Here is a 24644-nt window from a genome sequence, read left to right on the forward strand (position 1 = left end):
TGCCGGGCTTGCCCGGTCCAAACCGGTCCCATTCTCGAATGAAATTGCCGAGAAGTCACCGGCAAAATACGGGCGTAGGCGGAGATATCTCGCAACATTCGGCCGCGCGTGGTTCGCCCTTAGTCGCCCTTGGGGGGCGTCAGCCGTGCCGGCCGCCTTCGAGATAGGCGGCGCGAATCTCGGGGCGCTGCAACAACTCGGCGCCGGTCCCGGCCAGCGTGATCAGGCCATTGACCATGACATAGCCGCGATGGGCGAGCTTGAGCGCATGGTTGGCGTTCTGCTCGACGATCAAAACGGTCAGGCCGTCCTGCCGGTTCAGGGCGCGGATCGCATCGAAAATCTGGCGGGCGATCAGCGGGGCCAGCCCAAGCGAGGGCTCGTCGAGCAGGAGCAGGCGGGGGCGGCTCATCAGGGCACGGCCAATTGCCAGCATCTGCTGCTCGCCGCCGGACAGGGTTCCACCGCGCTGGGCAAAGCGTTCCTTCAGCCGCGGAAACAGCGTGAACACGCGCTGGAGCGTCGCCTCACGCTCCGCGTCGGTGCATCCGGTGGCATCCGCCCCCATTTGGAGGTTTTCCGCAACGCTCATACGAGGGAAGATGCGGCGGCCTTCCGGCGATTGCGCGATGCGCAAATGCGCGATCTCGTGGGTGGGAACGTCGGTGATGTCGCGACCTTCGTACAGGATCTGGCCGGCGCGGGCGCGCGGCTTGCCGAAGATCGTCATCATCAGCGTCGACTTGCCGGCGCCGTTGGCGCCGATCAGGGCAACGATCTCGCCGGCATTGATCTCGACATCGACGCCCTTCAGCGCCTCGATCTTGCCGTAGGCGGCACGAAGACCGTGGATCGCGAGCAGGGGAGTGGGGGCCGACGTCACGTCCCGCTCTCCATCACGGCCACGGCCTCGTCCTCGTCGGCGCCGAGATAGGCGGCGATTACCTTGGGATCGTCACGGACTTCGCGCGGGGATCCTTCCGCGATCTTGACGCCATGGTCCATCACCACGATGTGGTCGGAGATCTGCATGACGACCGACATGTCGTGCTCGATCAGCAGGATCGATGTGCCGAGCTCGTCGCGGATCGAGAGCAGGAGCTCGCTCAAGGCCGCGCTCTCGCGTGCGTTGAGGCCGGCCGCGGGTTCGTCCAGGCACAACAGCGCGGGCTCGGTGCACATGGCGCGCGCGATCTCGAGCCGGCGCTGATCGCCATAGGCGAAATTGCCGGCAGCGTCGTCGGCGCGGTCGAGCAGATTGACCCGCCTGAGCCAGTCGGTGGCGAGATCGATCGCGCGCTTTTCGGCATCGCGGTAGGCGGGGACACCGAGGAGACCGAGGAGAGTGAAGCCGGAGGCGCGCATCAATGGGTTGTGCTGCGCCACCATCAGGTTCTCCAGCGCGGTCATGCCGGGAAACAGGCGGATGTTCTGGAACGTGCGCGCGACCTTGGCCTGCTTGGCGATGCGGAAATCGTTCAGCCGCTCCAGCGCGGTGACCTTGCCGTCGTCATGCTTCAGGCGAATGGTGCCGCCGCTCGGCTTGTAGAAACCGGTGATGCAGTTGAAGACGGTGGTCTTGCCGGCGCCGTTCGGTCCGATCAGTGCGGTGATCTTCTTCCGCTCAGCCGAGAGCGACAGGTCCTGCACGGCGACGATGCCGCCGAAGCGCATGGTGAGCCGGTCGACGCTGAGAATCTTGTCGCCGCTCATCCGTGCCCTTCCTTGACGAGGTCGGAGGAGATCGCCTGCGCCTTGGTCAGATACACGGTGGGGGAGCGGTGGCCGATCAGGCCGCGCGGCCGCCAGATCATGATCAGCACCATCGCCATGCCGAACACCAGCATGCGGTAGGTTTCGAGGCCGCGGAACAGCTCGAAGCCGCCGATCATGGCGAGCGCTGCAAGCGCGACGCCGAGCTGCGAGCCCATGCCGCCGAGCACGACGATGGCGAGCACCAGCGCCGACTCCTGGAAGGTGAAGGATTCCGGGCTGATGAAGCCCTGGCGCGTGGCGAAGAACGCGCCGGCGAAGCCGCCGAACATGGCGCCCGTCGCAAACGCCGTGAGCTTGGTGGTCGTGGTGTTGATGCCGAGCGCGCGGCAGGCGACCTCGTCCTCGCGCAAGGCCTCCCAGGCTCGTCCGATCGGCAGGCGGCGCAGGCGGATCGTCACCCAGTTGGTGAGGAGCGCAAGCGCCAGGATCAGGTAGAACAGGAAGATGATGCGGTGGGTCGCCGAATACTCGATGCCGAGCCTGGCGGCGAGCCCCTCATCGCTGTTGTCGAGCGGGATGCCGAAGAAGGTGGGACGCGGAATGCCGCTGACGCCGTTGGGACCGCCGGTGAGCTGCTGCCAGTTGATGATGACGAGGCGGATGATCTCGCCGAAGGCGAGCGTCACGATGGCGAGATAGTCGCCGCGCAGACGCAGCACGGGGAAGCCGAGCAGCACGCCCCAGAACGCGGCGAGGATGCCGGCGAGCGGCAGGCAGACCCAGAACGACCAGCCGAAATTGGTGGCGAGCAGCCCGTAGGAATAGGCCCCGACGGCATAGAAGGCGACGTAGCCGAGATCGAGCAGGCCGGCGAGGCCGACCACGACGTTCAATCCCCAGCCCAGCATGACATAGGTGAGCACGAGGATCGCGAGGTCGAGGATGTAGCGCTGGTCATAGAAGATCACAGGTACCAGCAGCGTGAAGATCAGGAGCGCCGGCGCGAGGTAGCGGCCGATGAAGGACACACCGCTCTGCACCGCAGGCGGCACCAGCTTCTCGCCGCCATTGGGACCGATCCATTGCCGCAGCAGCTCGATCAAGATCGAGCCGCCGAACACGATGGCGACGAGGGAGGCGAGCTCGCCGAAGCGCGTCCAGTAGGTGAGCTGGCCGGAAGAGCCCGCCTCGGTGCGGATGCCGACCATCAGCGAGAACAGCACCAGCGCGACCAGCGCGTTGATGACTGCCGTCTTCAGGAGGGAGAGGATGCCCGTTGCGGATCTGGCCGTCATGGTCGAGGGAGCTGTCACGCGGCGTCAGACTTTTTCGACTTCGGGACGGCCGAGCAGGCCGGTCGGCATGAAGATCAGCACGACAATCAGGATCGAGAACGCCGCGACGTCCTTGTACTCGACCGAGAAATAGGCCGACCAGAACGTCTCGATCAGACCGATCGCAAGCCCGCCGAGCATGGCGCCCGGCAGCGAGCCGATGCCGCCGAGCACGGCTGCGGTGAAGGCCTTGATCCCGGCGACGAAGCCCATGAAGAAATCGACCAGGCCATAATAGAGCAGGTACATCAGGCCCGCGACCGCGGCGAGCGCGGCGCCGATCACGAAGGTCATGGAGATGGTGCGGTCGACGTTGACGCCGAGCAGCGCCGCCATGGTCTGGTCCTGTTCGCAGGCGCGCATGTCGCGCCCGAGCCGGGTGCGCGACACCAGCCAGGTGAAGATCGCCAGCAGCACAATGGTGGTAATGACCACCATGATCTGGATGTTGGAAAGCTGGATCACGAAGCCGTCCGGGCTCTCATGCAGCGTGTAGCCGCCGGTGATGAAGGGCGGGATCGGCTTGACGCGGGCGCCTTGCGCCACTTGCGAGTAGTTGGTCAGCACGAACGACATTCCGATCGCCGACAGCATCGGGGCAAGGCGGAAGGAATGGCGCAGCGGCCGGTAAGCGATACGCTCGATGGTCCAGCCATAGAGCGCGGTGATCGCCATCGAAACCAAGAGAACCACGAGCAGGATCACCGGGATTGCGGTGAGGCCGAACGAGATCAGGATCAGGAAGGTGATCAGCGCAATGAAGCCGCCGATCATGAAGATGTCACCATGGGCGAAGTTGATCATGCCGACGATGCCGTAGACCATCGTGTAGCCGATCGCGATCAGGCCGTAGATCGAGCCCAGGACGAGACCGTTGATGAGCTGCTGGGCGAAATAATCCATGCGCTGCCGTTTACCAAACCTGACGCGGCTCAAAGGGAGAGAGAGTTCTCAAGTTTCTTCTCGGGCCCCGGCAGCCCTTGAGCGTTCTTCCGGTTTTTGTAACAGGAGGGAACTGGCGGCTGCAACTGGCCAGATCTCGACATCAAGGCTTGTACAGAGGTCATTTTCGCCTTCGGTTCCCACGAACAGTGAGGAACCGGGTTCCTGGGCAACCAAAATGGAGGGCGGCCGTTGTCTCGCCTCTGTCGTCCAACAAGGGAGTTCCCCGAATGACGAAGCAGCAGAACCAGAATCCGGGTCAGCAGAGTCAGAACCCCGGCCAGCGCACCCCTCAGCAGCAGCAGGGCGGCGGGCAGAAACCCGGACAGCAACAGCAGGATCCGATGCGCCAGGGCGACCGGCCCGGTCAGCAACAGGGTCAGGACAAGTAAGTTTGGGAGCCCAGGCGTGAGAAGAGGGGCCCTGCCGTAAGGCGGGGCCTTTTTATTGGGCGCCCCGTTATTGGGGGCGCCCCGGTCCACCGGGCAGTTAAGGTAAACAAAGGGTTTAAATTGCCGCCACAGTCTGATGCGAGTTAGCTCCGGCAAAGCCGCTGCCTTCCGTTGAGGGCCTTCGGCAAACCAAGCGGGAAGCGGCATGTTCAGGAATTGGCGGATCGGCTCGGTCAACGGCGCGCTGCTGGCGGCCTATTTCACCCCGGCCTGGACCCTCGTCGCCTTCAGCATCATGGTGGCACCGGTGCACGGCCTCTATGAGCGGCCGAGCGTCGCGGTCGCGCTGTTCCTCAGCGACCATCTCGAGATGACGGGCATGAGCACCGTGCGGGCCGCCTGGCTACTGGCCCTGGGCCGGCTGACCGTCGTGGCGTTCTTCGTGATCTATCTCGCGCTGCTCTGTATCCGCCGCACGCGGAAGAATGGCGGCAGCGACGAGGCGCTCGGCATTGCCCTGGCGATCGGCAGCCTGATCTCGTTTGCCAGCATGGTGATGGCCTCGAAGGTCGGCGAGATGGCCGCGCTCCGGCTGCACGCCACCGAGCTCCTGCTCTTGCTCGGTGCCGCCATCGTGGTGGTGATCGAGAAGCCGGCGACGGCGCCAAAGACCGTCGAGACCGCCGCGCCGCTAAGTCTTGAGCAGGCCGAGCTCCTGCACAATCGCTGAGGCTTCCTTCACGGCGTGGTTCGCCGCCGGGACGCCGCAATAGATCGCCTGCTGCAGCAGGATCTCCTTGATGTCGTCGGGCGTGAAGCCGCCCTCGGCAAGCGCCGCGCGCACATGCAGGCGGAATTCGTCCCATTGCCCGAGCGCGACCATGGTGCCGATCACCAGCACCCGCCGCGTGCGCTCGTCGAAATGCGGCCGCGTCCAGATCTCGCCCCAGGCATAGCGGGTGATCAGGTCCTGGAAGTCGGTGTTGAAGGCGTTGCGGCCCGCGATCGACTTGTCGACCCAGGCATTGCCCAGCACCTTTCGGCGTACATTCATGCCGGCATCGCGGCGGTTCTGGTCGTCCATTGTGTCCTCCTCTCCGTCATTGCGAGCGTAGCGAAGCAATCCAGAAATGCGTCCGCGGAGACAGTCTGGATTGCTTCGTCGCTACGCTCCTCGCAATGACGCGTTGTGAGATCAGCGCTGCGTCAAGAACCCCACCACCGCGTCCGTAAATGCGTGCGGCTGTTCGACGTTGGAAATGTGGGCGGCGTCGATGATGGTCATGCTAGCGCCGGGAATGTTCGAGCGGATCAGTTCGGCTGCCGAGATCGGCGTCGCCATGTCGTGGCGGCCGGCGATCACCAGCGTCGGGCTCTTGATCTTGGGAAGCAGCGCGCGCTGGTCCAGCGTCGACAGCGCCTCGCAGCAGGCGAGATAGCCCTCGACGGGGGAGGCGAGCAGCATCGACTTCATTCTGGCGGTGATCTCGGGCTCGCGCTCGCGGAAGTCCTGGGTCAGCCAGCCCGCGATCACGGCATCGGCGACCGTCGCGATGCCGCCCTTCTTCACGGCATCGATGCGCTCCAGCCATTTGGTCGGCTCGGCATAATAGCAGGAGGTGTTGGCGAGGACGATCTTGCCGAAGCGCTCCGGCGCGTTGGCGCCCAGCCATTGTCCGACCATGCCACCCATCGACAGGCCGCACCAATGCACCTTCTCGATGTTGAGATCGTCGAGGATCGCGAGCACGTCGCGGCCGAAGCGCTCCATCGTGTAGGGACCGGGCGGCACGTTCGATTTGCCGTGGCCGCGGCGGTCGTAACGGATGACGCGGAACACCTGCGTCAGCGCCTTCATCTGCGGCTCCCACATTTGCAGCGTGCAGCCGAGCGAGTTGGAGAGCATCAAGGTCGGTCCGCCGTCGCGGCCCTCGACGGAGACGTTGAGCAGGCATCCGTCGGCATCGATCATGGGCATGCGGCGTCTCCGTCGAATTTGGTCGTAATTGCGGTTCTTATTCGCGGTCCAGGCTGTCGAGCAGCCGGTCGATCAGGGCTTGGGAAGCTCCTTGATAGGCCATCGGCTCGAACAATGCCGCAATTTTTTCCGGCGGCAGATGAGCAGTGATTAGCGAATCAGCCGACAGTACCTCGCGCAGATGCTTCTTCTCGGCGACCGCGCGCTTGCTGGCGGCCTCGACGAGATGATGCGCATCGCTCTTGCCGATCTTCTCGGCCAGCGCAAAGGTGACCGCTTCCGCCATGATCAGGCCGTGCGTCGCATCGAGATTGCTGCGCATGCGCGCGGCGTCGACGTCGAGGCCTTCGGCGATGTCGACGATTGCGGCAAGCGCCCCCGAGGTGACCAGCATCAATTGCGGCAGCGTCGGCCATTCCGCGTGCCAGGGGCCGGCACTGCGCTCATGATCCTGCACCTGCGCGGTAAAAATCGTCGCGGCGAGCTGCGGGGCCATGGTCGCAGCACCGAGCGCGCTGGCGGCGGCAACCGGGTTGCGCTTGTGCGGCATGGTCGAGGAGCCGCCGCGGCCTTCGCCGGCGGGCTCGAACGCTTCGGCGACGTCGGTCTGCATCATCAGCGAGACGTCGCGCGCGATCTTGCCGCAGCTGCCGGCGAGAATTGCAAAGCAGGAGGCGGCTTCCGCGATGCGGTCGCGATGGGTGTGCCAGGGCGCCTCAGGCAGCGGCAGGTTCAGCTCCTGCGCCAGCCGCTCGGCGACCACGAGTCCCTTGTCGCCGAGGGCTGCGAGGGTGCCGGCGGCGCCGCCGAATTGCAGCGCGAGGCCCTCGCGGGAGAGCCGCCTGAGGCGGCAACGGGCGCGGCCAAGGCTTGCGGCGTATTCGGCGGCCTTCAGGCCGAACGGCATCGGCAGCGCGTGCTGGAGCCAGGTCCGCGCTACCATCGCGGTGGCGCGATGGGCTCGCGCGAGCGCGGCAAAACCCTTGATCGCGCGGCTGAGGTCGGCGTCCAGCGCATCGATGCCGGCGCGAAGCGCGAGCATGGTTGCGGTATCGATGACGTCCTGGCTGGTCGCGCCCCAATGCACGTAACGCGCGGCCTCCGCATCGGCCTTGCCGACATTGGCGGTCAGCGCCTTGACCAGGGGAATCGCGAGATTGCCTGATCGCGTTGCCGCCTCGGCCAGGGCTGCCATATCAAAGGCATCAGCCTTGCAGGCAGACGCGATCGGCCCCAGCGCGGATGCGGGAATCACAGCTGTGGCAGCCTCGGCCTGTGCCAGAGCTGCCTCGAAATCGAGCATGTTCTGAAGGGTCGACCGGTCGTCGCAGACCGCGCGCATGGCTGCGCTCGACAGCATCGGCGCGAGCAGGGGGGAGAGGGATGTGCTCATATTGTGCAGGACCTAACCACCATGACCCGCCTGTGCCAATCCCAAACCATCGGCGCAAGCTTTTTGCAGTTGCGAATATGCATTGCACGTGACCGGGGCCCGCCCTTTCCTTTATGGCCTTCGTGCGTTACTTGAACAGCATTATAGTTGTGCGATCCGGGAGGCACCCATGGCCATGACGATGAACGGCGAAGTCCAGCTTGCGGCATCGCGCGAGGCCGTGTGGGACAAGCTCAACGATCCCGAGGTGCTGAAGGCCTGCATTCCCGGCTGCGAGGAGCTGGAGAAAACTGAAGACGGCGGCTTTCGCGCAACGGCGAAAATGAAGGTCGGCCCGGTATCCGCGCGTTTCAGGGGCAAGGTCATGCTGTCCGATCTCGACCCGCCCAATGGCTACAAAATCTCCGGTGAGGGTGAGGGCGGGGTGGCCGGCTTCGCCAAAGGCGGCGCGGCCGTCAAGCTCGCGGAGAAGGACGGCGGCACGCTGCTCTCCTACGACGTCGAGGCGCAGATCGGCGGCAAGTTGGCGCAGCTCGGCCAGCGCCTGATCAACGGCGCTGCCAAGAAGCTGGCCGACGAATTTTTCGCGAACTTCGCCAAGGCGGTACAGGGCTGAAGGCTATCGCCTTTCGGCATGGCGCCTTGCGTCCGGGGCGATGTTGCCCCCGGGCATAATGGCCCATATGATGGGTTGGAATAATTATAAGAACCGCTTCGATGGGACCCGTCGGGGCGCTGATAGAGAGTGCTTATGGCAAAAATCTCCCTCATCGTGAACGGCAATCCAGTCACGGCCAACGTCGATCCCCGCACCCTCCTGGTGCAGTTCCTGCGCGAGAATCTGCGGCTGACCGGGACGCATGTCGGCTGCGACACCTCGCAGTGCGGCGCCTGCGTCGTGCATCTCGACGGCAAGGCTGTGAAGTCCTGCACCACACTGGCGGTGATGGCCGACGGCCACGAGGTCAAGACGATCGAGGGACTGGCCGCCGACGGTGCACCGCTGCATCCGATGCAGGAGGCCTTCCGCGAGCATCATGGGCTCCAGTGCGGCTTCTGCACGCCCGGCATGATCATGACCGCGATCGACATCGTGCATCGCAAGGGCCATGAGCTCGACGACAACACCATCCGCGAAGAGCTGGAAGGCAATCTCTGCCGCTGCACCGGCTATCAGAACATCGTGGCCTCGATCTCCGCCGGCGCGAAGGCGATGGCCAAATCCGATCTCGCGTAAACCGCGCGCGCATTCCGCGATCAGGACACACCCATGTACGAATTCAAATATCATCGCCCTGGGACCGTTCGCCAGGCGGCCAACCTCCTGGTGAAGAACGAAGACGCCAAGGTGATCGCCGGCGGCCACACGCTGATCCCCGTCATGAAGCAGCGCCTCGCCAGCCCGCCGCATCTGGTCGACCTCTCTCACATCGAGGGGCTCGACACGATCGAGATGAAGGGCCGCTCGCTGGTGATCGGCGCCACCGCCAAGCACGCCGAGGTCGCGACCTCCGCTGTCGTCGGCGAGGCGATCCCGGCGCTCGCCAGCCTTGCCGGCGGAATCGGCGATCCCGCCGTACGTCACAAGGGCACGATCGGCGGCTCGCTCGCCAACAACGATCCGACCGCGGATTATCCGGCCGCGGTGCTCGCGTTAGGGGCCACCATTGTCACCAACAAGCGTCGCCTCAAGGCCGAGGAGTATTTCCAGGGCCTGTTCTCGACGGCGCTGGAGGCCGACGAGATCATCACCAAGGTGATGTTCCCGCTCCCGAAGAAGGCGGCCTACATCAAATTCCGCAACCAGGCCTCGCGCTACGCGCTGGTCGGCGTGTTCGTGGCGCGGCGTCCGTCGGATGTACGCGTCGCCGTCACCGGTGCGGGCTCCGAAGGCGTGTTCCGCGTTACCGCGTTCGAGGAAGCCCTGAAGAAGCGCTTCTCGGCGAAGGCGCTTGACGGCATTGCGGTGCCGGCGGAAGGCCTCAACAGCGACATCCACGGCAGCGCCGAATACCGCGCGCATCTCATCGGCGTGCTGACGCGTCGCGCCGTCGATGCCGCCAATGCCAAGGGATGAGCTGACCTCATTCCTCGGCCCAAATCTGTCCCCGGTGAGGGCGTAGCGAGACTGGCTTTTTCATGACTTCAGCGGCCAATTCTTCCGGTGCTTTGCCGGCATCGGTCGATGCGATGCTCGAACTCCTGACGTCGCGCGGCTACCTCGCCGAGCGAGCGCTGGCCACGGTGACCTACCTGTCGCTGCGCATGGGCCGGCCGCTGTTCCTGGAAGGCGAAGCCGGCGTCGGTAAGACCGAGATCGCAAAGGTGCTGTCGGCAGCGCTTGGGCGGAAGCTGATCCGCCTCCAGTGCTACGAGGGCCTCGACGTCTCCTCCGCGGTCTATGAGTGGAACAGTGCCGCGCAGATGATCGCGATCCGGATGGCGGAAGCCGCCGGCGACACCGATCGCGACCAGCTCTCGAGCGACATCTTCGCCGACCGCTACATGATCAAGCGGCCGCTGCTTCAGGCGCTGGAGCCCGACGTTGCCGGTCCCCCGGTGCTGCTGATCGACGAGCTCGACCGCGCCGACGAGGCGTTCGAGGCGTTCCTGCTCGAAATCCTCAGCGACTTCCAGGTGACGATCCCCGAATTCGGCACCGTGAAGGCGCCGCACCCGCCGATCGTCATCATCACCTCCAACCGCACCCGCGAGATCCACGACGCGCTGAAGCGGCGCTGTCTCTATCACTGGGTGGACTATCCCGCCGCCGAGCGCGAGCTCGCGATCGTCAAGACGCGCGTGCCCGGCATCTCGGCAAAACTCTCGCAGCAGGTGGTGCGCTTCGTCCAGGCGCTGCGCAACCAGGACTTCTACAAGTCGCCGGGCGTCGCCGAGACCATCGACTGGGCCACCGCTTTGTCGGAGCTCGACGCCCGCTCGCTGACCCCGCAAGTGGTCGGCGATACGCTGGGCGCACTGCTCAAATACCAGGACGACATCACGCGGATGCAGGGCGATGCCTTGCAGAAGATACTGAAGGACGCGACGAGCGAGAATTGACGCGCGTGCGTCATAACTAACTCGTCATTCCGGGGCGCGTAGCCGAACCCGGAATCCATCGTGCAGCGGCGACGGGGGAGGAATGGATTCCGGGTTCGCGACTGCGTCGCGCCCCGGAATGACCACTGAGAGCGTTGAACCATGGCCATCAATCACCTTGCCCCGGAGCAAACCGAGCAGTTCGCCGACAACATTGTCGGCTTTGCCCGCGCGCTGCGTGCAGCTGGCATGCCGGTCGGGCCGGGTGCGGTCATCGACGCCATGAGCGCGCTTCAGGTGATCGACATCGGCAGTCGCACTGATGTCTTCACCACGCTTGAGGCGATCTTCGTCAAGCGCCACGAGCATGCGCTGATCTTCAAGCAGGCTTTCAACCTGTTCTTCCGCGCCTCGGAAGAATGGAAGCATATGCTGGATTCGGTGCCGCTGCCGGAGCAGGCCAGGAAGAAGCCGCAGGCAGGCTCCCGCCGCGTGCAGGAGGCGATGTCGCAGCCGCGGATGACGGATACGCCGCAGCACCAGGAGCAGGATCTGCGCCTGTCGGTCTCTGACAAGGAGATCCTGCAGAAGAAGGACTTTGCGCAGATGAGCGCCGCCGAGATCGCCGAGGCGCTCCGCGCCGTCGAGCGGATGCACTTGCCGCAGGCCGAGCTCCTGACGCGCCGGCAACGACCCGATCCGCGCGGCCTGCGGCTCGATCTGCGCCGCACGCTGCGCGCTTCCTTGCGCACTGGCGGCGACATCATCGACATCCATCGCCTGGGACGCATCGAGAAGCCCGCGCCGATCGTCGCGCTACTCGATATCTCGGGCTCGATGAGCGAATACACCCGCCTGTTCCTCCACTTCCTCCACGCCATCACCGATGCACGCAAGCGCGTCTCGGTGTTCCTGTTCGGCACCCGGCTGACCAATGTCACCCGCGCCCTGCGCCAGCGCGACCCCGACGAGGCACTGGCAAGCTGCTCGGCCTCGGTCGAGGACTGGGCCGGCGGCACGCGGATCTCGGCCTCGCTGCACAACTTCAACAAATTGTGGGCACGGCGCGTGCTGAGCCAGGGCGCCATCGTGCTGCTGATCTCCGACGGGCTGGAGCGGGAGGCCGATTCCAAGCTGGCCTTCGAGATGGACCGGCTGCACCGCTCCTGCCGGCGGCTGATCTGGCTGAACCCGCTGCTCCGGTTCGGCGGCTTCGAGGCCAAGGCGCAGGGCATCAAAATGATGCTGCCCCACGTTGACGAATTCCGCCCGGTACATAATTTGAGCTCGATCCAGGAGCTGATCACCACGCTCTCCCGGCCGCTGCCGCCGCATCACCGCAGCCTGATCCGCTCCGCAGCTTGAGAGGCACACCATGCTCGATCGCGACGAGGATATTCTGAAGGCGGCGGAGGACTGGCAAAAGGCCGGCCGTGGCGTTGCGCTCGCCACCGTGGTGGAGACCTGGGGCTCGGCGCCGCGCCCGGCGGGCTCGAGCCTCGTCATCAACGACGAGGGCACGTTCTTGGGCTCCGTCTCCGGCGGCTGCGTCGAGGGCGCCGTGGTCACCGAGGCCATGGACGTGATCGAGAGCGGCAAGCCAAAGATGCTGGAGTTCGGCGTTGCCGACGAGACCGCCTGGAATGTCGGGCTGTCCTGCGGCGGCACCATCCGCGTCTTCGTCGAGAAGGTGGGGTAGCCGTGAAGCTCGCGATCCTGCACGAACTCAACGCCGAGCGCGCCGCGCGCCGGCCGGTGATTCTGGTGACGGACACCGAGAGCGGCGAGCAGCGCTTGGTGAAAGCCAAGGACTTTGCCAAAGATCCGCTGCACGCAGAACTCGACAAGCAGCTTCGCATGGGCAAGAGCGCCAATGTCGAGGCCGGCGGCAAGAAGCTGTTCCTCAACGTATACGCGCCGACCGCAAAACTCGTCATCGTCGGCGCGGTGCATATCAGCCAGGCCCTGGCGCCGCTGGCGCGCTCGCTCGGCTACGACGTCACGGTCATCGATCCCCGCACGGCCTTTGCGAGCCCCGAGCGCTTCCCCGACGTTCCGCTGATCGCCGAATGGCCTGACACGGCGCTGCCGCCGCTCAATGTCGATGCTTACACCGCCTTCGTCGCAGTGACGCACGATCCGAAGATCGACGATCCCGCGCTGCTGCACGCCTTCGAGCGCAACTGCTTCTACATCGGCGCGCTCGGCTCGCGGAAGACACACGCTAAGCGCGGCGACCGGCTGCGGGCGCAGGGCGCCAAGGAGAGCGACATCGCGCGCATCCACGCGCCCATTGGCCTTGCGATCGGCGCGGTCTCGCCGTCCGAGATCGCGGTCGCGATCATGGCCGAGATCACGGCGGTGCTGCGGCTGCCTCCAAAACAAAAAGAAGAAGCGGCATGAAGTTCGGCCCGGCGAGCCCCAAGGATGCGATCGGCGGGGTGACCGTCCACACCCTGCGGCAGGGACCGCTGGTGCTCAAGAAAGGCACCAAGATCGGCCCCGCCGAGGTCGAGGCGCTGGAGCGCGCTGGGATCAAAGACATCGTGGTGGTGCGCATGGAGGCTGGCGACGTCTCCGAGGACGTTGCGGCCGCCAGCATCGCGCTTGCCGTCGGCGGCGAGGGCATCCATGTCGAGCGCGCCTTCACCGGCCGCGCCAACCTGTTCGCCGCGCGCGCGGGCGTGCTGGTGATCGACCGCGCCGCAGTCGACCGCATCAACAATGTCGACGAGGCCATCACCTTTGCCACGCTCGCCGCCTACAAGCCGGTGGTCGAGGGCGAGATGGTCGGCACCGTCAAGATCATCCCGTTCGGCGTTGACGAGAGTTTGCGCGATGCCGCGGTCAAGGCGGCCGGCAAGGACGTGCTCAGAATCGCGCCCTATGTGATCCAGCGCGTCGGGGTGGTTTCGACGCTGCTGCCGGGCCTGTCATCCAAGGTCATCGACAAGACGCTGCGTGTTACCGCCGAGCGGCTCGCGCCGGCCGGCGCCAGCATCATCGCCGAGCGGCGGGTTCCGCATGAGGAGCAGGCGCTGTCGGCTGCGATCAAGGAGTTGCTGGGTCTTGGCGCCGAACTCGTGATCGTGTTCGGCGCATCCGCCATCGCCGACCGCCGCGACGTGATCCCGGCGGCCGTCACCGGCATCGGTGGTGAGATCGAGCATTTCGGCATGCCTGTCGATCCGGGCAATCTGCTGCTGATTGCCCGTGCCGGCGAGGTGCCGGTGCTGGGTGCGCCGGGCTGCGCGCGTTCGCCGGTCGAGAACGGTTTCGACTGGGTGCTGATGCGGCTGCTCGCCGGCATCAAGGTGACGCGGTCCGAGCTGATGGGCATGGGTGTCGGCGGCCTCCTGATGGAGATCGTGACGCGGCCGCAGCCGCGCGCAACACCCGAGACCGAGGGCAACAGCCAGGTCGCCGCCATCGTTCTGGCGGCCGGCCGCTCCACGCGGATGGGTGGATCGAACAAGCTGCTCGCGGAGTTCAACGGCAAGAAGCTGGTGCGAATTGCCACCGAACAGGCATTGGCTTCCAGGGCATCCGAGGTGATCGTCGTCACCGGCCACCAGGCCGAGCTGGTCGAGCAGGCGCTGCAAGGCTTGAGGGTCAAGTTCGTCCGCAACCCGGATTTCGCCGGCGGCATCGCAAGCTCGGTCAAGGCCGGCATCGCCGCCGTGCCCGAGACCTGCGACGGCGCCCTGGTGTGCCTCGGCGACATGCCGCTGATCGACGCCGGTCTGATCGACCGCCTCATCGACGGCTTTGCACCCGACCGCGGCAACCTCATCGTCGTGCCCGTCAGCGAAGGCCGCCGCGGCAACCCCGTGCTGTGGTCGCGCCGCTTCTTCAAGGAGTTGTTGACCCTCGACGGCGACATCGGCGCGCGGCATCTGATCGCCAAGCACACGGAGGCCGTGGCCGAGGTGCCCGTCGATGGCGAGAGCGCCTTCCTCGACATCGACACCCCGCAGGCGCTGGAAACGGCAAGACGCGGATGACGCTTCCGTAAACGCTGCCGTAGGGTGGGCAAAGCGAAGCGTGCCCACCAATTTGCGGGTAGTTGTGAGGACAGATTGGTAGGCACGGCGCTGCGCCTTTGCCCACCCTTCGGCATCTCTCACCCCTCCGATTTCAACCACCCGTTCACCATCTGGAAACGACCCCCGCTTAGAGTCCCCTCCACCTGCCTTGGGGGGAGGGGTTTTTCCATGGCTTCGAACGTCGTCGCGCGCCGTTGCGCGACGTTTTTCTTTGCGTTGTCGGTTTGTGTCTCCGGCGCCCGTTACATCACCGAAGCCCACGCAGCGGGCGCTATTGCGGTCGGCAAGTGCGGCGCGTATGGCCAGGCCTATGATTACGGCGCCGAGCACGAGGCGAGCGCCGCGGCACAGAAACAATGCAAGGGCGATTGCACGACCGTGACGATGAAGCGCGCCTGCGCTGCGATGTCGGTCGATCTCGCCAATCCCTGCGGCGCTTATGGCTTTGCCGTCAAGCCGAAGATTTCGGACTCGCTCAATGCCGCCACGCGCGAATGCTACAAATATGGCGGCAAGGAATGCGTGATCCGCGCCTGGGCCTGCGACGCCAAGGGTTGATCCTTCGAGCGCTGATTCCTCTTGCTGTCATTCGGGGGCGATGCAACGGTACCGTGCGGTGCGCGGACCTGAGCATCGAGCCCGGAATCCATTCCTCCGCCGACTTTGCGACCCGATGGATTCTCGATGCGCAATGCGCATCAGAGCTCGCGCCAAGTGGCGCGCCCGGAATGACATCTAGGAATACACATGCAGTTCGACACCAAGATCGCTGTCGTGATCCGCACCGATCTTCAGGCTTGGCAGAAGCTCAACGTCGCGTCTTTCCTGACGAGCGGCATTGCCGCGGCCTTTCCGGAATGCATCGGCGAAGCCTATGAGGACGCCTCGGGCACGAAATATCATGCGCTGATCGGCCAGCCGATCCTGATCTATGGCGCCGATGGTCCGGCATTATCGCGCGCGCTCGACCGGGCGCTGACGCGCAACGTCAAGCCGGCGGTCTATACTGAAGACATGTTCAAGACGACGCATGACGCCGCCAATCGCGAAGTGGTGAGGGCGGTGATGCGCACTGACCTCAATCTCGTCGGTATCGCGATGCGCGCCGAGCGCAAGGTAATCGACAAGATCATCGACGGCCTCAAGTTCCATAGCTGAGCCCGCAGGCGCGTCACGTCGTGCCGTCATCGGGATGTCGTGATGGCGATCGGGTTGCGCAAAGTTTGTGCTGTTTGACGCCCATCAAAGGAGGACCGCTCGGTATCGCTAGTCTGCGTCTGTAATGCAAAGGAGCAGACCGATGCCGACCATGAAAGCCGCAATTGTCAGACAATTCGGCAAGCCGCTGGTGATCGAGGACGTGCCGGTGCCGCAGCCCGGTCCGGGCGAGGTTCTGGTCAAGGTGAAGGCCTGTGGCGTCTGTCACACCGATCTGCACGCCGCGACCGGCGACTGGCCGGTGAAGCCGGTGCCGCCCTTCATTCCGGGCCATGAAGCAGCCGGCATCGTCGCCGCGGTCGGGTCCGGCGTGAAGAACCTGAAGGTCGGCGATGCCGTGGGCGTGGCCTGGCTGCACGATGCATGCATGTCTTGCGAATATTGCGAGACCGGCTGGGAGACGCTGTGCGAGCACCAGCACAACACCGGCTACAGCGTGAACGGCGGCTTCGCCGAATATGTCATCGCCTCGGCTGCCTTCGCCGCAAAGCTGCCGGCGAGCGTCGATTTCGCGGCCATTGCGCCGATCCTCTGCGCCGGTGTCACCACCTACAAGGGATTGAAGGAGACCGAGGCGCGACCCGGCGAGTGGGTCGTGATCTCAGGCGTTGGCGGGCTCGGCCATGTCGCAATTCAGTACGCCAAGGCGATGGGGCTCAAGGTCGCGGCGGTCGATATCGCCGAGGACAAGCTCGCGCTCGCACGTGAGGCCGGCGCCGATCTCGCGGTCAACGCACTCGCGGCAGGGGCCGTGGACAATGTTCTTGCGGCATCAGGGGGCGGGGCGCACGGCGTGCTGGTGACGGCGGTGTCGACTGCTGCATTCGCCCAGGCACTGAAGATGGTGCGCCGGAAGGGCACCGTCAGCCTCGTCGGCCTGCCGCCGGGCGAATTCCCGACGCCGATCTTCGATGTCGTGCTCAAGCGCATCACCGTGCGCGGCTCGATCGTCGGCACACGGCGCGATCTCGACGAAGCCATCGCGTTTGCCGCGGACGGCAAGGTCAAGGCCGAGGTGACGAAGGTGCCGCTCACGCAAATCAACGACGTCTTCGACCGCATGAAGGCCGGCAAGATCGACGGTCGCATGGTGCTGGATTTTGGCTAAAGCATGATCCGGAAAAGTGCGAAGCGGTTTTCCGAAAAGATCATGCTCAAACAATAACCTAAGGCGCGATGACGATTCATCCAATCTCATCGCGCTTTCGCATCTCACCCCGGCGGCATACCTTCGAACTTTATCAGGCTGGGATCAAGGCGATCCCAGTCATGGCCGCGCGCGGCGAAAGTGACCGCCTGCGGCTTGTAGCGGGCGGGCTCGTCGAGGGTTGCGGCGCGGATCGTGAAGACGTCGGGCTGTGCCGCGAAGGTCATGTACACAGGCACGCCGCATTGTGTGCAGAAGCCGCGTGTCTTCACGTTGCCGCTGTCGGCGACCATGTCCCAATGCTTCGCTTCGCCGGTCAGCGTGACGCCGGCGCGCGCGAACGTTGCGTACGAGCCATGGCCGCTGCCGCTTTCCCGCTGGCAGTCCCGGCATTGACAGTGATTGCTGAACAGCGGCTCACCGGCGATCGAGTAGCGGATCGCGCCACAGGCGCAGCCGCCGAAATAGGGCTTGTCCATCGCGATATCTCCTCACTTCTCGCCGCTGATCTCATCGAGCTGTCTGACGACCTTCTTCCACCCGCCGCTCATCACGTTGTAGGCCGACTCGTTCCTGGGCATCACGAAGCCCGCATGGACCAGGCGGATCCGCGTGCCGGCTTCGACCGGGGTGAGGGACCACGTCACGACAGTGTCGAGCGGCGCGCCGTAACCGGTGTTGCGCTCATCGCCGCCTTTCCAGGCGTAGACGAGGCGCCTGTTGGCCACGACCTCGAGAACCCGGCAATGAATGACGCCGTCCCAGGCGCCGCCCGGGGTGGTTTGGAATGTGAAGGTGTTGCCTTCAATCGCCTCGAAGCCGGTCGGCTGCATCAGCCAGCGCGCGATCAACTGGGCACTGGTCAGCGCCTTCCAGATCGTCTCCGGCGCATGAGGGAGCACTTCGTCAATGACGATGTCCCGGATGTTGTCTTGGGTCTCGGCTTTCAACTCGGCTGCACTCACGGATCGATCTCCTTCAAGAGGTCACGCAGGTTCTGGAAGCGCTCGCGCCAGAACACGCCGTAATGGTCCATCCAGGTGACCAGCGGCTCGAGGCCTTGCGGCGCGGCGCGGTAGTAGACATTGCGGCCCTCGGCGCGCTCGGCGACGAGGCCCGCCTGCTTGAGGGATTTCAGGTGCTGCGAGATCGCGCCCTGGGTCACGCCGCTGCCGCGCGTCAGCTCGGCGACGCTGATCTCCCTGCTGTCGAAGACGCGTTCGAACACAGCGCGGCGCGTCGGGTCGGCAAGGGCGCGCATCACGGCGGTTACGGGGTTGGGGGTGACTTCCATCATGAGAAACGCATTAGCATTCGCTAATTCATTAGTAAACACTAAATTGTCGTGCCTGCCTCAATTCCTTCGTTGATTGACAATGACTGACTAGTCAGTCATAAACGACAAATGACGAAGAAGCCCGCCAGAACAGCGATTGCATCCGTGGCCCGAGCCGGGAGCCACGCACCCGAAGCCGGAGCTGAAGCCGAGGCCCGCGTTTCAAATCGCGCGGCTCGGGCCGCGGAGCGGCGTGCGGCGATCGTGGAGGCGGCGATGGACGAGTTCATCACGCGCGGCTTTGCCGCGACGCGGCTCGACGACATCGCCAAGCGCGCCGGTGTCGCCAAGGGCACGATCTACCTGCACTTCAAGGACAAGGAATCGATGTTCGAGGAGCTGGTGCGCATTGTCATCGTGCCAGTGGTCACGCGCCTCACGGCGCTGCCGCCGCCGGTGGGCTCGGTGCGCGACCTGATAGAGGCCTTCGCCGGCAACTTCCTGAAGGAGGTCATCGGCACCAGGCGCGGCGACCTCGTCCGCCTGATCGTGGCGGAGGGGCCGCGCTTTCCATCCGTTGCCGATTTCTACTACCGCGAAGTGGTCTCGCGCGGGATTGCCGCCATGCGCGCGCTGATCGAGCTCGGCATCGCCCGCGGCGAGATTCGGGAGAAGGATCTCGCGCGCTATCCACAGATCCTGGTCGCGCCCGCGATGATCGCGGTGATCTGGCAGAGCCTTTTTGTGCGGCATGCGCCGCTCGATGCGCAGGACATGCTGCGCGTTCATCTCGATTTGATTTTTGGCGAACGGAGGACGACATGAGGTCGTCACGAGCGATTTTTAGATTTGCATTGGCCGTCGTGCTCGCAACCGCGCTTGCAGCCTGCAACGAGAAGCGCGATCCCGGCTTCCAGGGCTGGGTCGAGGCCGACATGATCTTCGTCAGCCCGGACGAAGCCGGCCGGGTGACCAAGCTCAATGTCCGCGAGGGGGACGAAGTCAAGGTCGGCGATCACCTCTATTCCGTCGACGACGATCTCCAGCTTGCCGATCTCAACCAGAACAAGGCGACGCTGGCGAATGCGCAGCAAACCTATGACCGGGCGGCGTCGCTGAACAAGACCGGCTCGGGCACGCAGGCCAATCTGGACTCCGCCGTGTCCGCCTTGCGCGTCGCACAAGCGCGGGTGGCGACGTCGGAGACGCGGATGGCGCGGCGCAAGGGCTTTGCGCCGGTCGCGGGCACCATCCAGCAGATCTATTTCCGGGAGGGCGAGATGGTGGCGGCGCAGCGGCCGGTGCTCTCGATCATGCCGCCCGGCAACATGAAGCTGCGCTTCTTCGTGCCGGAGGCCGAGCTGCCGAAGCTCGCCATCGGCGACACGGTGCGCATCGCCTGCGACAATTGTGCAGCCGATCTCACGGCGAAGATCTATTTCATCGCAACCTCGGCCGAATACACCCCGCCCGTCATCTACAGCCTCGATGAGCGCAACAAGCTCGTCTATCTGATCCAGGCGCGGCCCTCGCGGCCCGACGCCTTGCGCGTCGGACAGCCGATCGATGTCCATCTCAATCCGAAGACACCGGTGGCGGACAAGCGATGAGCGGCGGCAACGGCATCGCGATCGACGTCAAGGGCCTGACCAAGTCGTTCGGGGGCCGCGAGGTCGTGCACGATCTGTCGATGCAGGTGAAGCGCGGCTCGATCTACGGCTTCCTCGGGCCGAACGGCTCGGGCAAGACCACCACCATCCGCATCCTCTGCGGCCTGCTCACGCCCGACAGTGGCGAGGGCACTTGCCTCGGCTACGACATCCGCCGCGATGCCGAAAAGATCAAGCGCCAGGTCGGCTACATGACTCAGCGCTTCAGCCTGTACCAGGACCTCTCGGTGCGCGAGAATCTCGAATTCGTCGCCCGGCTCTATGGCCTCACTGACGCCCGTGGCGCTGCGCGCGACATGATCAGGCGACTCGGGCTCTCCGGCCGCGAGGAGCAGCTCGCCGGCGAGCTCTCTGGCGGCTGGAAGCAGCGCCTGGCGCTAGGGGCCTGCACGCTGCCCAATCCGCAACTCCTGCTGCTCGACGAGCCGACCGCCGGCGTCGATCCCAAGGCGCGGCGCGACTTCTGGAACGAGATCCATGCGCTCGCCGCCGACGGCCTCACCGTGCTGGTCTCGACCCACTACATGGACGAGGCCGAGCGTTGTCACGAGATCGCCTATATCGCCTATGGCCATCTCCTGACGCATGGCACGGTGGAGCAGGTGATCGCCAAATCCGCGCTCACCACCTACACTGTCACAGGCGAAGACCTGAATGGGCTCGCGGCCGAGCTCACCGGCAAGCCCGGCATCGACATGGTGGCGCCGTTCGGCACCTCGCTGCACGTTTCGGGGCGCGACGTCGCCGCGCTCGAAGCCAGCATCGGGCCGTGGCGCGAGAAGAGTGGCCTGGACTGGCGGAAATCGTCGCCTTCGCTCGAAGACGTGTTCATCGAGCTAATGAGCCGCTCCAAGGACAATTTCCAGTAAGGACAATTTCCAATGAGCGCTGTTGATCATCCCGCACCACAGCACGAAATCCGGGAACGCTTCGGCTTCTGGAAACGCTCCTATGCGATGCTGGTCAAGGAGTTCATCCAACTGAGGCGAGATCGCGTCTCGTTCGCGATGATCGTGATGCTGCCGGTGATGCAGCTCATGCTGTTCGGCTACGCCATCAATACCACGCCCCATAATCTGCCGAGCGCGGTGCTGCTCCAGGAGGATTCTGATCTCGCCCGCTCGATCCTGAAGGCGCTGGAGAACACCGCCTATTTCCGCTTCCTCTATGAAGTGCACGACGTCGAAGATTTCGACAATCTGCTGAAATCCGGCAAGGTGCTGTTCGGCGTCGAGATCCCGCGCGGCTTCGAGCGGGCGGTGCGGCGCGGCGACAGGCCGGCGCTGCTGGTCGCGGCCGACGCCACAGATCCCGTTGCGGCGAGCTCGGCGATCGGTTCGCTCGGCATGGTGGTGCAGACCGCGCTCAAGCACGATCTCTACATCGGCGATCCCCCGGAGATGCCGTTCGAGATCCGCGCGCATGCCCGTTACAATCCGGCCGCGGCCTCCAGCCTCAACATCGTGCCGGGCCTGGTCGGCACCATCCTCACCATGACCATGCTGATCTTCACCGCGCTGTCGGTCACGCGCGAGGTCGAGCGCGGCACCATGGAGAGCCTGTTGTCGATGCCGATCAAGCCGGTCGAGGTGATGTTCGGCAAGATCGTGCCTTACGTGCTGGTCGGCTTCGTGCAGGCCTTCCTCATCATCGGCATCGGCGTCGGCCTGTTCGGCGTGCCCGTGCTCGGCAATCTGTTCCTGCTGGCGCTGCTCTCGACGCTGTTCATCACCACCAATCTGTCGATCGGCTACACCATCTCGACGCTGGTGCAGAACCAGCTCCAGGCCATGCAGATGTCGATGATGTTCTTCCTGCCCAGCATCCTGCTCTCCGGCTTCATGTTCCCGTTCGCGGGCATGCCGGCCTGGGCGCAATATGTCGGCGAGGCCCTGCCGCTGACCCATTACCTGCGCATCGTCCGCGCCATCATGCTGAAGGGCGCGACCATGCAGAACCTGCGCTTCGACACGCTGGCGCTGGCGGCCCTGATGCTGCTCGCCATGACCATCGCCGTCACGCGCTTCCGCCGCACGCTGGATTGAGGCACAATGCCCTGGAATCGAGGGGTCAAATGGTCCGGTTTGCAAGCAGGAAAGCCCGGCAGCATGCCGTGCTATCGGAGGATTTCGAGCGCGAGCTGACGCGGGAGGTGCTGCGCACCGAGCTGTTGCGGGTGCGCGCGCTGATCATGACGGGCTGCGTCATGATGTTGTTCCTCACCACAATCTACCTGATCGATCCTGCTGTCGTGAACCGGGTCTGGCGCGGAACGGAAGGGCTTATCGAGATCTACGGCCTTCTGGTCGGCTTCATCCTGTTCGAGGTCTGGGTCCACACCCAGATCAGGAAGAACCTCCGCCTCGATCGCGACCTGCCGGTGATCAGGCGCTATCTCGGCACGCTGATCGAGACGTCGCTGCCCACGGTGATCCTCATCCTTCAGATCCGGACCATGGGCGCGAGCCAGGCGCTCGGTTTCGCCGTGCCGCTGATGTACTTCATCTTCGTCATTCTCTCGACCCTGCGGCTCGATTTCTGGCTCTCCACCTTCACGGGTTTCGTGGCTGCAGCCGGGCTTCTAGCAATCGCGCTATATTACAATTCGGCTGGTGAGGCCGACGAACCCCTGATTTATTTCCACGCCGTGCGGAGCATCATCATCCTGATCTGCGGCGTGCTGGCGGGCGCCGTCGGCGCGCAGCTGCGGCGGCAATTTGCCGCGAGCATTGCGGCGACCACCGCGCGGGACCGGGTGACTAATCTGTTCGGCCAGCACGTCTCCCCGCAGGTGGTGGAGCGGCTGATGGCGGCGGGAACGACTGCAAGCGGCGACCTCCGCCGCGTCGCGGTGATGTTCGTCGATTTCCGCGGCTTCACGGCCGGTGCGCAGTCGCGCACGCCTCAGGAGGTGGTCGACCGGCTCGACGGCGCCTTCGCCGTATTGGTCGATATCCTCGACCGCCACGGCGGCATCGTGAACAAGTTCTTGGGCGACGGCTTTCTCGCGCTGTTCGGCGCGCCATTGGAGGCCTCCGACGCTGCGCACCGCGCGGTCGCTGCGGGCCGCGAGATGCTGACGGCGATGGACCGCATCAACGCGCAGACGAGCTGGCCGCTGCGGATCGGCATCGGCATCCATTTCGGTGAGGTCGTCGCCGGCAACATCGGCTCGCCCCGGCGCAAGGAATACACGGTCATCGGCGACACCGTGAACTTCGCCTCGCGCCTGGAGGCGCTGAACAAGGAGCTCGGCTCCCAGCTCCTGATCTCTGAGTCCGTGCGCGAGGTGCTGGGAGACGACGGCAGCGATGCTGTCGCGCTCGGCGAGGTCGAGGTGCGCGGCTATGAGCGGCCGGTCGCGGTGTTTCAATTGGGGTGAGCGCTGTCTAGAGCGGGGCGTAGGCAAGGCGCGCCCGCAACGTTGCTTCCGCGAATGCTCCGATTGCTCCGAATTTTGGGGCATGACGGGCGATGTCGCCGGCCCGTAGACTTGCCGGCGATGCGGCCGGTTGCGGCCGCGACTTGCATGGGGAAGTGAAAGATGCAGCGCCGCTACATCACCGTCGATGTGTTCACCGACCGCGCCTTCGGCGGCAATCAGCTCGCCGTGGTGCTCGATGCCGGCGGGCTGTCCACTCAGCAGATGCAGTCGATCGCCACCGAGTTCAATTATTCCGAGACGACCTTCGTGCTGCCGCCGCGTGACAAGGCGAATGATGCCGAGGTGCGCATCTTCACCCCGGTCAGGGAGATGCCGTTCGCGGGTCACCCGAATGTCGGCACGGCCTTCGTGCTGGCGACGATCGCCAAGGAGCCGAAGCCGCGCTTGCTGTTCGAAGAGAAGGCCGGGCTCGTGCCGGTCGACATTCGGCGGGAGCAGGGCCGGGTGGTGAGCACCGAGCTCACCGCGCCGCAGCCGCTGGCGCGGTTGTCGCAACTGTCTGCCGCGGATGCCGCGAGCTGCATCTCGCTCAGCTCGGAGGATATCAGGGTCGACCGTCACGCGCCGCAGGTCGTCGGTGTTGGAACGCCATTTTTGGTGATCGAGCTGCATTCGCGCGATGCGCTCAAGCGGGCGAGGTCCGACGCGGCGGCCTTCGGCAGGATATTTCCGCGCGACGGCGCAGTCTCGGCCTGGTTCTATACGCGCGATGTGCCCGCGGCGGAGGCGCCCTGCGAGCTCCAAGCGCGGATGTTCATGCGCGGTGCTGGCGGTCTCGCCGAGGATCCTGCCACCGGCAGCGCCACGGTCGCGGCCGCCGCGCTGTTCGCCGACCTCGATCCCGCGCGCGACGGCGAATTGAAGCTCACGGTCGGCCAAGGTTTTGACATGGGTCGGCCGAGCCTGCTGCTGACGCGGGTGCGCAAGCAGGACGGCAAGATCATCTCGGCCCATGTCGGCGGCAGCTGCGTGCAGATAATGGAAGGGACTTTTCGCTTGGCGGGAGAGGGCTAGGGCGCTCTCAGCTCGTCATTCCGGGGCCGCG

General features: G+C 65.0%; 29 protein-coding genes. 19 read left to right on the forward strand and 10 right to left on the reverse strand.

Annotated elements, in window-relative coordinates; translation table 11 throughout:
• Positions 1 to 139: 139 nt before the first annotated feature.
• From ACR9YP_RS19470 to ACR9YP_RS19485, 4 genes are read right to left on the reverse strand one after another with little or no spacing between them, the layout of a single operon-like run.
• Positions 140 to 883, reverse strand: coding sequence for an ABC transporter ATP-binding protein (locus ACR9YP_RS19470; protein ID WP_474220865.1), 744 nt, complete (start codon positions 881 to 883; stop codon positions 140 to 142).
• Positions 880 to 1713 (reverse strand): ABC transporter ATP-binding protein, encoded by an 834-nt coding sequence (locus tag ACR9YP_RS19475; RefSeq protein WP_474220866.1) that lies wholly within the window; start codon positions 1711 to 1713, stop codon positions 880 to 882. Before ACR9YP_RS19475 ends, ACR9YP_RS19470 begins: the two co-directional genes overlap by 4 nt.
• Positions 1710 to 3011 (reverse strand): high-affinity branched-chain amino acid ABC transporter permease LivM, encoded by a 1302-nt coding sequence (gene livM, locus ACR9YP_RS19480; protein WP_474220867.1) that lies wholly within the window; start codon positions 3009 to 3011, stop codon positions 1710 to 1712. Before livM ends, ACR9YP_RS19475 begins: the two co-directional genes overlap by 4 nt.
• Before the next feature lie 24 nt (positions 3012 to 3035).
• Positions 3036 to 3953 (reverse strand): ABC transporter permease subunit, encoded by a 918-nt coding sequence (locus tag ACR9YP_RS19485; RefSeq protein WP_130220606.1) that lies wholly within the window; start codon positions 3951 to 3953, stop codon positions 3036 to 3038.
• A gap of 269 nt (positions 3954 to 4222) precedes the next feature.
• Between ACR9YP_RS19485 and ACR9YP_RS19490 the strand changes: the two genes are divergently transcribed.
• Positions 4223 to 4384, forward strand: a complete 162-nt coding sequence (locus tag ACR9YP_RS19490; protein ID WP_164934786.1) for a hypothetical protein — start codon at positions 4223 to 4225, stop codon at positions 4382 to 4384.
• 205 nt (positions 4385 to 4589) lie between these two features.
• Positions 4590 to 5114, forward strand: a complete 525-nt coding sequence (locus ACR9YP_RS19495; protein ID WP_474220868.1) for a hypothetical protein — start codon at positions 4590 to 4592, stop codon at positions 5112 to 5114.
• On the opposite strand, the gene ACR9YP_RS19500 is transcribed toward ACR9YP_RS19495, so the two are convergent.
• The 3 genes from ACR9YP_RS19500 to ACR9YP_RS19510 form a co-directional block, all read right to left on the reverse strand.
• Entirely contained in the window at positions 5076 to 5468 is a 393-nt protein-coding gene (locus tag ACR9YP_RS19500; protein ID WP_091888951.1) for a carboxymuconolactone decarboxylase family protein, read from the reverse strand. The genes ACR9YP_RS19495 and ACR9YP_RS19500 overlap by 39 nt on opposite strands.
• Positions 5469 to 5579: 111 nt before the next feature.
• Positions 5580 to 6362 carry a 3-oxoadipate enol-lactonase gene (gene pcaD / locus ACR9YP_RS19505; protein ID WP_474220871.1) on the reverse strand — a complete coding sequence of 261 codons (783 nt, stop codon included), beginning with the start codon at positions 6360 to 6362 and terminating at the stop codon, positions 5580 to 5582.
• A gap of 37 nt (positions 6363 to 6399) precedes the next feature.
• The gene (locus tag ACR9YP_RS19510) at positions 6400 to 7755 is read right to left on the reverse strand and encodes a 3-carboxy-cis,cis-muconate cycloisomerase (protein ID WP_474220872.1); all 1356 of its coding nucleotides are present in this window, start codon (positions 7753 to 7755) and stop codon (positions 6400 to 6402) included.
• A gap of 169 nt (positions 7756 to 7924) precedes the next feature.
• Here ACR9YP_RS19510 and ACR9YP_RS19515 point away from each other — a divergent pair, with 169 nt between their 5' ends.
• From ACR9YP_RS19515 to adhP, 11 genes are all read left to right on the forward strand, one after another.
• Entirely contained in the window at positions 7925 to 8371 is a 447-nt protein-coding gene (locus tag ACR9YP_RS19515) for an SRPBCC family protein (RefSeq protein ID WP_091888945.1), read from the forward strand.
• A 135-nt stretch (positions 8372 to 8506) separates the two neighbouring features.
• Positions 8507 to 8992, forward strand: a complete 486-nt coding sequence (locus ACR9YP_RS19520) for a (2Fe-2S)-binding protein (protein ID WP_091888943.1) — start codon at positions 8507 to 8509, stop codon at positions 8990 to 8992.
• Between the two features lie 33 nt (positions 8993 to 9025).
• Positions 9026 to 9832, forward strand: a complete 807-nt coding sequence (locus ACR9YP_RS19525; protein ID WP_474220874.1) for an FAD binding domain-containing protein — start codon at positions 9026 to 9028, stop codon at positions 9830 to 9832.
• Between the two features lie 62 nt (positions 9833 to 9894).
• Entirely contained in the window at positions 9895 to 10818 is a 924-nt protein-coding gene (locus tag ACR9YP_RS19530) for an AAA family ATPase (RefSeq protein WP_474220875.1), read from the forward strand.
• A gap of 141 nt (positions 10819 to 10959) precedes the next feature.
• Positions 10960 to 12162 carry a vWA domain-containing protein gene (locus ACR9YP_RS19535; protein WP_474220877.1) on the forward strand — a complete coding sequence of 401 codons (1203 nt, stop codon included), beginning with the start codon at positions 10960 to 10962 and terminating at the stop codon, positions 12160 to 12162.
• Positions 12163 to 12172: 10 nt separating this feature from the next.
• Positions 12173 to 12496: an XdhC family protein gene (locus ACR9YP_RS19540; RefSeq protein ID WP_008564652.1), complete on the forward strand. Its 324-nt coding sequence runs from the start codon at positions 12173 to 12175 to the stop codon at positions 12494 to 12496.
• Positions 12497 to 12498: 2 nt separating this feature from the next.
• Positions 12499 to 13200 carry an XdhC family protein gene (locus ACR9YP_RS19545; protein ID WP_474220880.1) on the forward strand — a complete coding sequence of 234 codons (702 nt, stop codon included), beginning with the start codon at positions 12499 to 12501 and terminating at the stop codon, positions 13198 to 13200.
• The gene (locus ACR9YP_RS19550) at positions 13197 to 14801 is read left to right on the forward strand and encodes an NTP transferase domain-containing protein (RefSeq protein WP_474220881.1); all 1605 of its coding nucleotides are present in this window, start codon (positions 13197 to 13199) and stop codon (positions 14799 to 14801) included. The genes ACR9YP_RS19545 and ACR9YP_RS19550 overlap by 4 nt, the downstream gene beginning before the upstream one ends.
• 210 nt (positions 14802 to 15011) lie before the next feature.
• Positions 15012 to 15401, forward strand: a complete 390-nt coding sequence (locus ACR9YP_RS19555) for a DUF4189 domain-containing protein (protein WP_474220882.1) — start codon at positions 15012 to 15014, stop codon at positions 15399 to 15401.
• A gap of 189 nt (positions 15402 to 15590) precedes the next feature.
• The gene (locus ACR9YP_RS19560; protein WP_128932949.1) at positions 15591 to 16001 is read left to right on the forward strand and encodes a DUF2000 family protein; all 411 of its coding nucleotides are present in this window, start codon (positions 15591 to 15593) and stop codon (positions 15999 to 16001) included.
• Positions 16002 to 16143: 142 nt separating this feature from the next.
• Positions 16144 to 17169, forward strand: coding sequence for an alcohol dehydrogenase AdhP (adhP, locus tag ACR9YP_RS19565; RefSeq protein ID WP_474220883.1), 1026 nt, complete (start codon positions 16144 to 16146; stop codon positions 17167 to 17169).
• Positions 17170 to 17273: 104 nt separating this feature from the next.
• Here adhP and ACR9YP_RS19570 read toward each other — a convergent pair whose 3' ends face one another.
• From ACR9YP_RS19570 to ACR9YP_RS19580, 3 genes are read right to left on the reverse strand one after another with little or no spacing between them, the layout of a single operon-like run.
• Positions 17274 to 17687, reverse strand: a complete 414-nt coding sequence (locus ACR9YP_RS19570; RefSeq protein WP_474220884.1) for a GFA family protein — start codon at positions 17685 to 17687, stop codon at positions 17274 to 17276.
• 12 nt (positions 17688 to 17699) lie between these two features.
• The gene (locus ACR9YP_RS19575) at positions 17700 to 18173 is read right to left on the reverse strand and encodes an SRPBCC family protein (RefSeq protein ID WP_091888923.1); all 474 of its coding nucleotides are present in this window, start codon (positions 18171 to 18173) and stop codon (positions 17700 to 17702) included.
• Entirely contained in the window at positions 18170 to 18505 is a 336-nt protein-coding gene (locus ACR9YP_RS19580) for an ArsR/SmtB family transcription factor (protein ID WP_370988943.1), read from the reverse strand. The genes ACR9YP_RS19575 and ACR9YP_RS19580 overlap by 4 nt, the downstream gene beginning before the upstream one ends.
• 108 nt (positions 18506 to 18613) lie before the next feature.
• Between ACR9YP_RS19580 and ACR9YP_RS19585 the strand changes: the two genes are divergently transcribed.
• The 6 genes from ACR9YP_RS19585 (at position 18614) to ACR9YP_RS19610 (ending at position 24613) form a co-directional block, all read left to right on the forward strand.
• Positions 18614 to 19309: a TetR/AcrR family transcriptional regulator gene (locus tag ACR9YP_RS19585; RefSeq protein ID WP_474220885.1), complete on the forward strand. Its 696-nt coding sequence runs from the start codon at positions 18614 to 18616 to the stop codon at positions 19307 to 19309.
• Positions 19306 to 20094: an HlyD family secretion protein gene (locus ACR9YP_RS19590; RefSeq protein WP_474220886.1), complete on the forward strand. Its 789-nt coding sequence runs from the start codon at positions 19306 to 19308 to the stop codon at positions 20092 to 20094. Before ACR9YP_RS19585 ends, ACR9YP_RS19590 begins: the two co-directional genes overlap by 4 nt.
• On the forward strand, positions 20091 to 21023 hold the full coding sequence (locus tag ACR9YP_RS19595) for an ABC transporter ATP-binding protein (protein ID WP_474220887.1): 933 nt from the start codon (positions 20091 to 20093) through the stop codon (positions 21021 to 21023). Before ACR9YP_RS19590 ends, ACR9YP_RS19595 begins: the two co-directional genes overlap by 4 nt.
• Before the next feature lie 12 nt (positions 21024 to 21035).
• A complete protein-coding gene (locus ACR9YP_RS19600) occupies positions 21036 to 22199 on the forward strand; it encodes an ABC transporter permease (RefSeq protein WP_474220888.1) in 1164 nt (387 codons plus the stop codon).
• Between the two features lie 29 nt (positions 22200 to 22228).
• A complete protein-coding gene (locus ACR9YP_RS19605) occupies positions 22229 to 23536 on the forward strand; it encodes an adenylate/guanylate cyclase domain-containing protein (protein ID WP_474220889.1) in 1308 nt (435 codons plus the stop codon).
• Between the two features lie 162 nt (positions 23537 to 23698).
• Positions 23699 to 24613: a PhzF family phenazine biosynthesis protein gene (locus ACR9YP_RS19610; protein ID WP_474220890.1), complete on the forward strand. Its 915-nt coding sequence runs from the start codon at positions 23699 to 23701 to the stop codon at positions 24611 to 24613.
• Positions 24614 to 24644: the final 31 nt, after the last annotated feature.

The organism is Bradyrhizobium sp. BR14999, assembly GCF_056106085.1.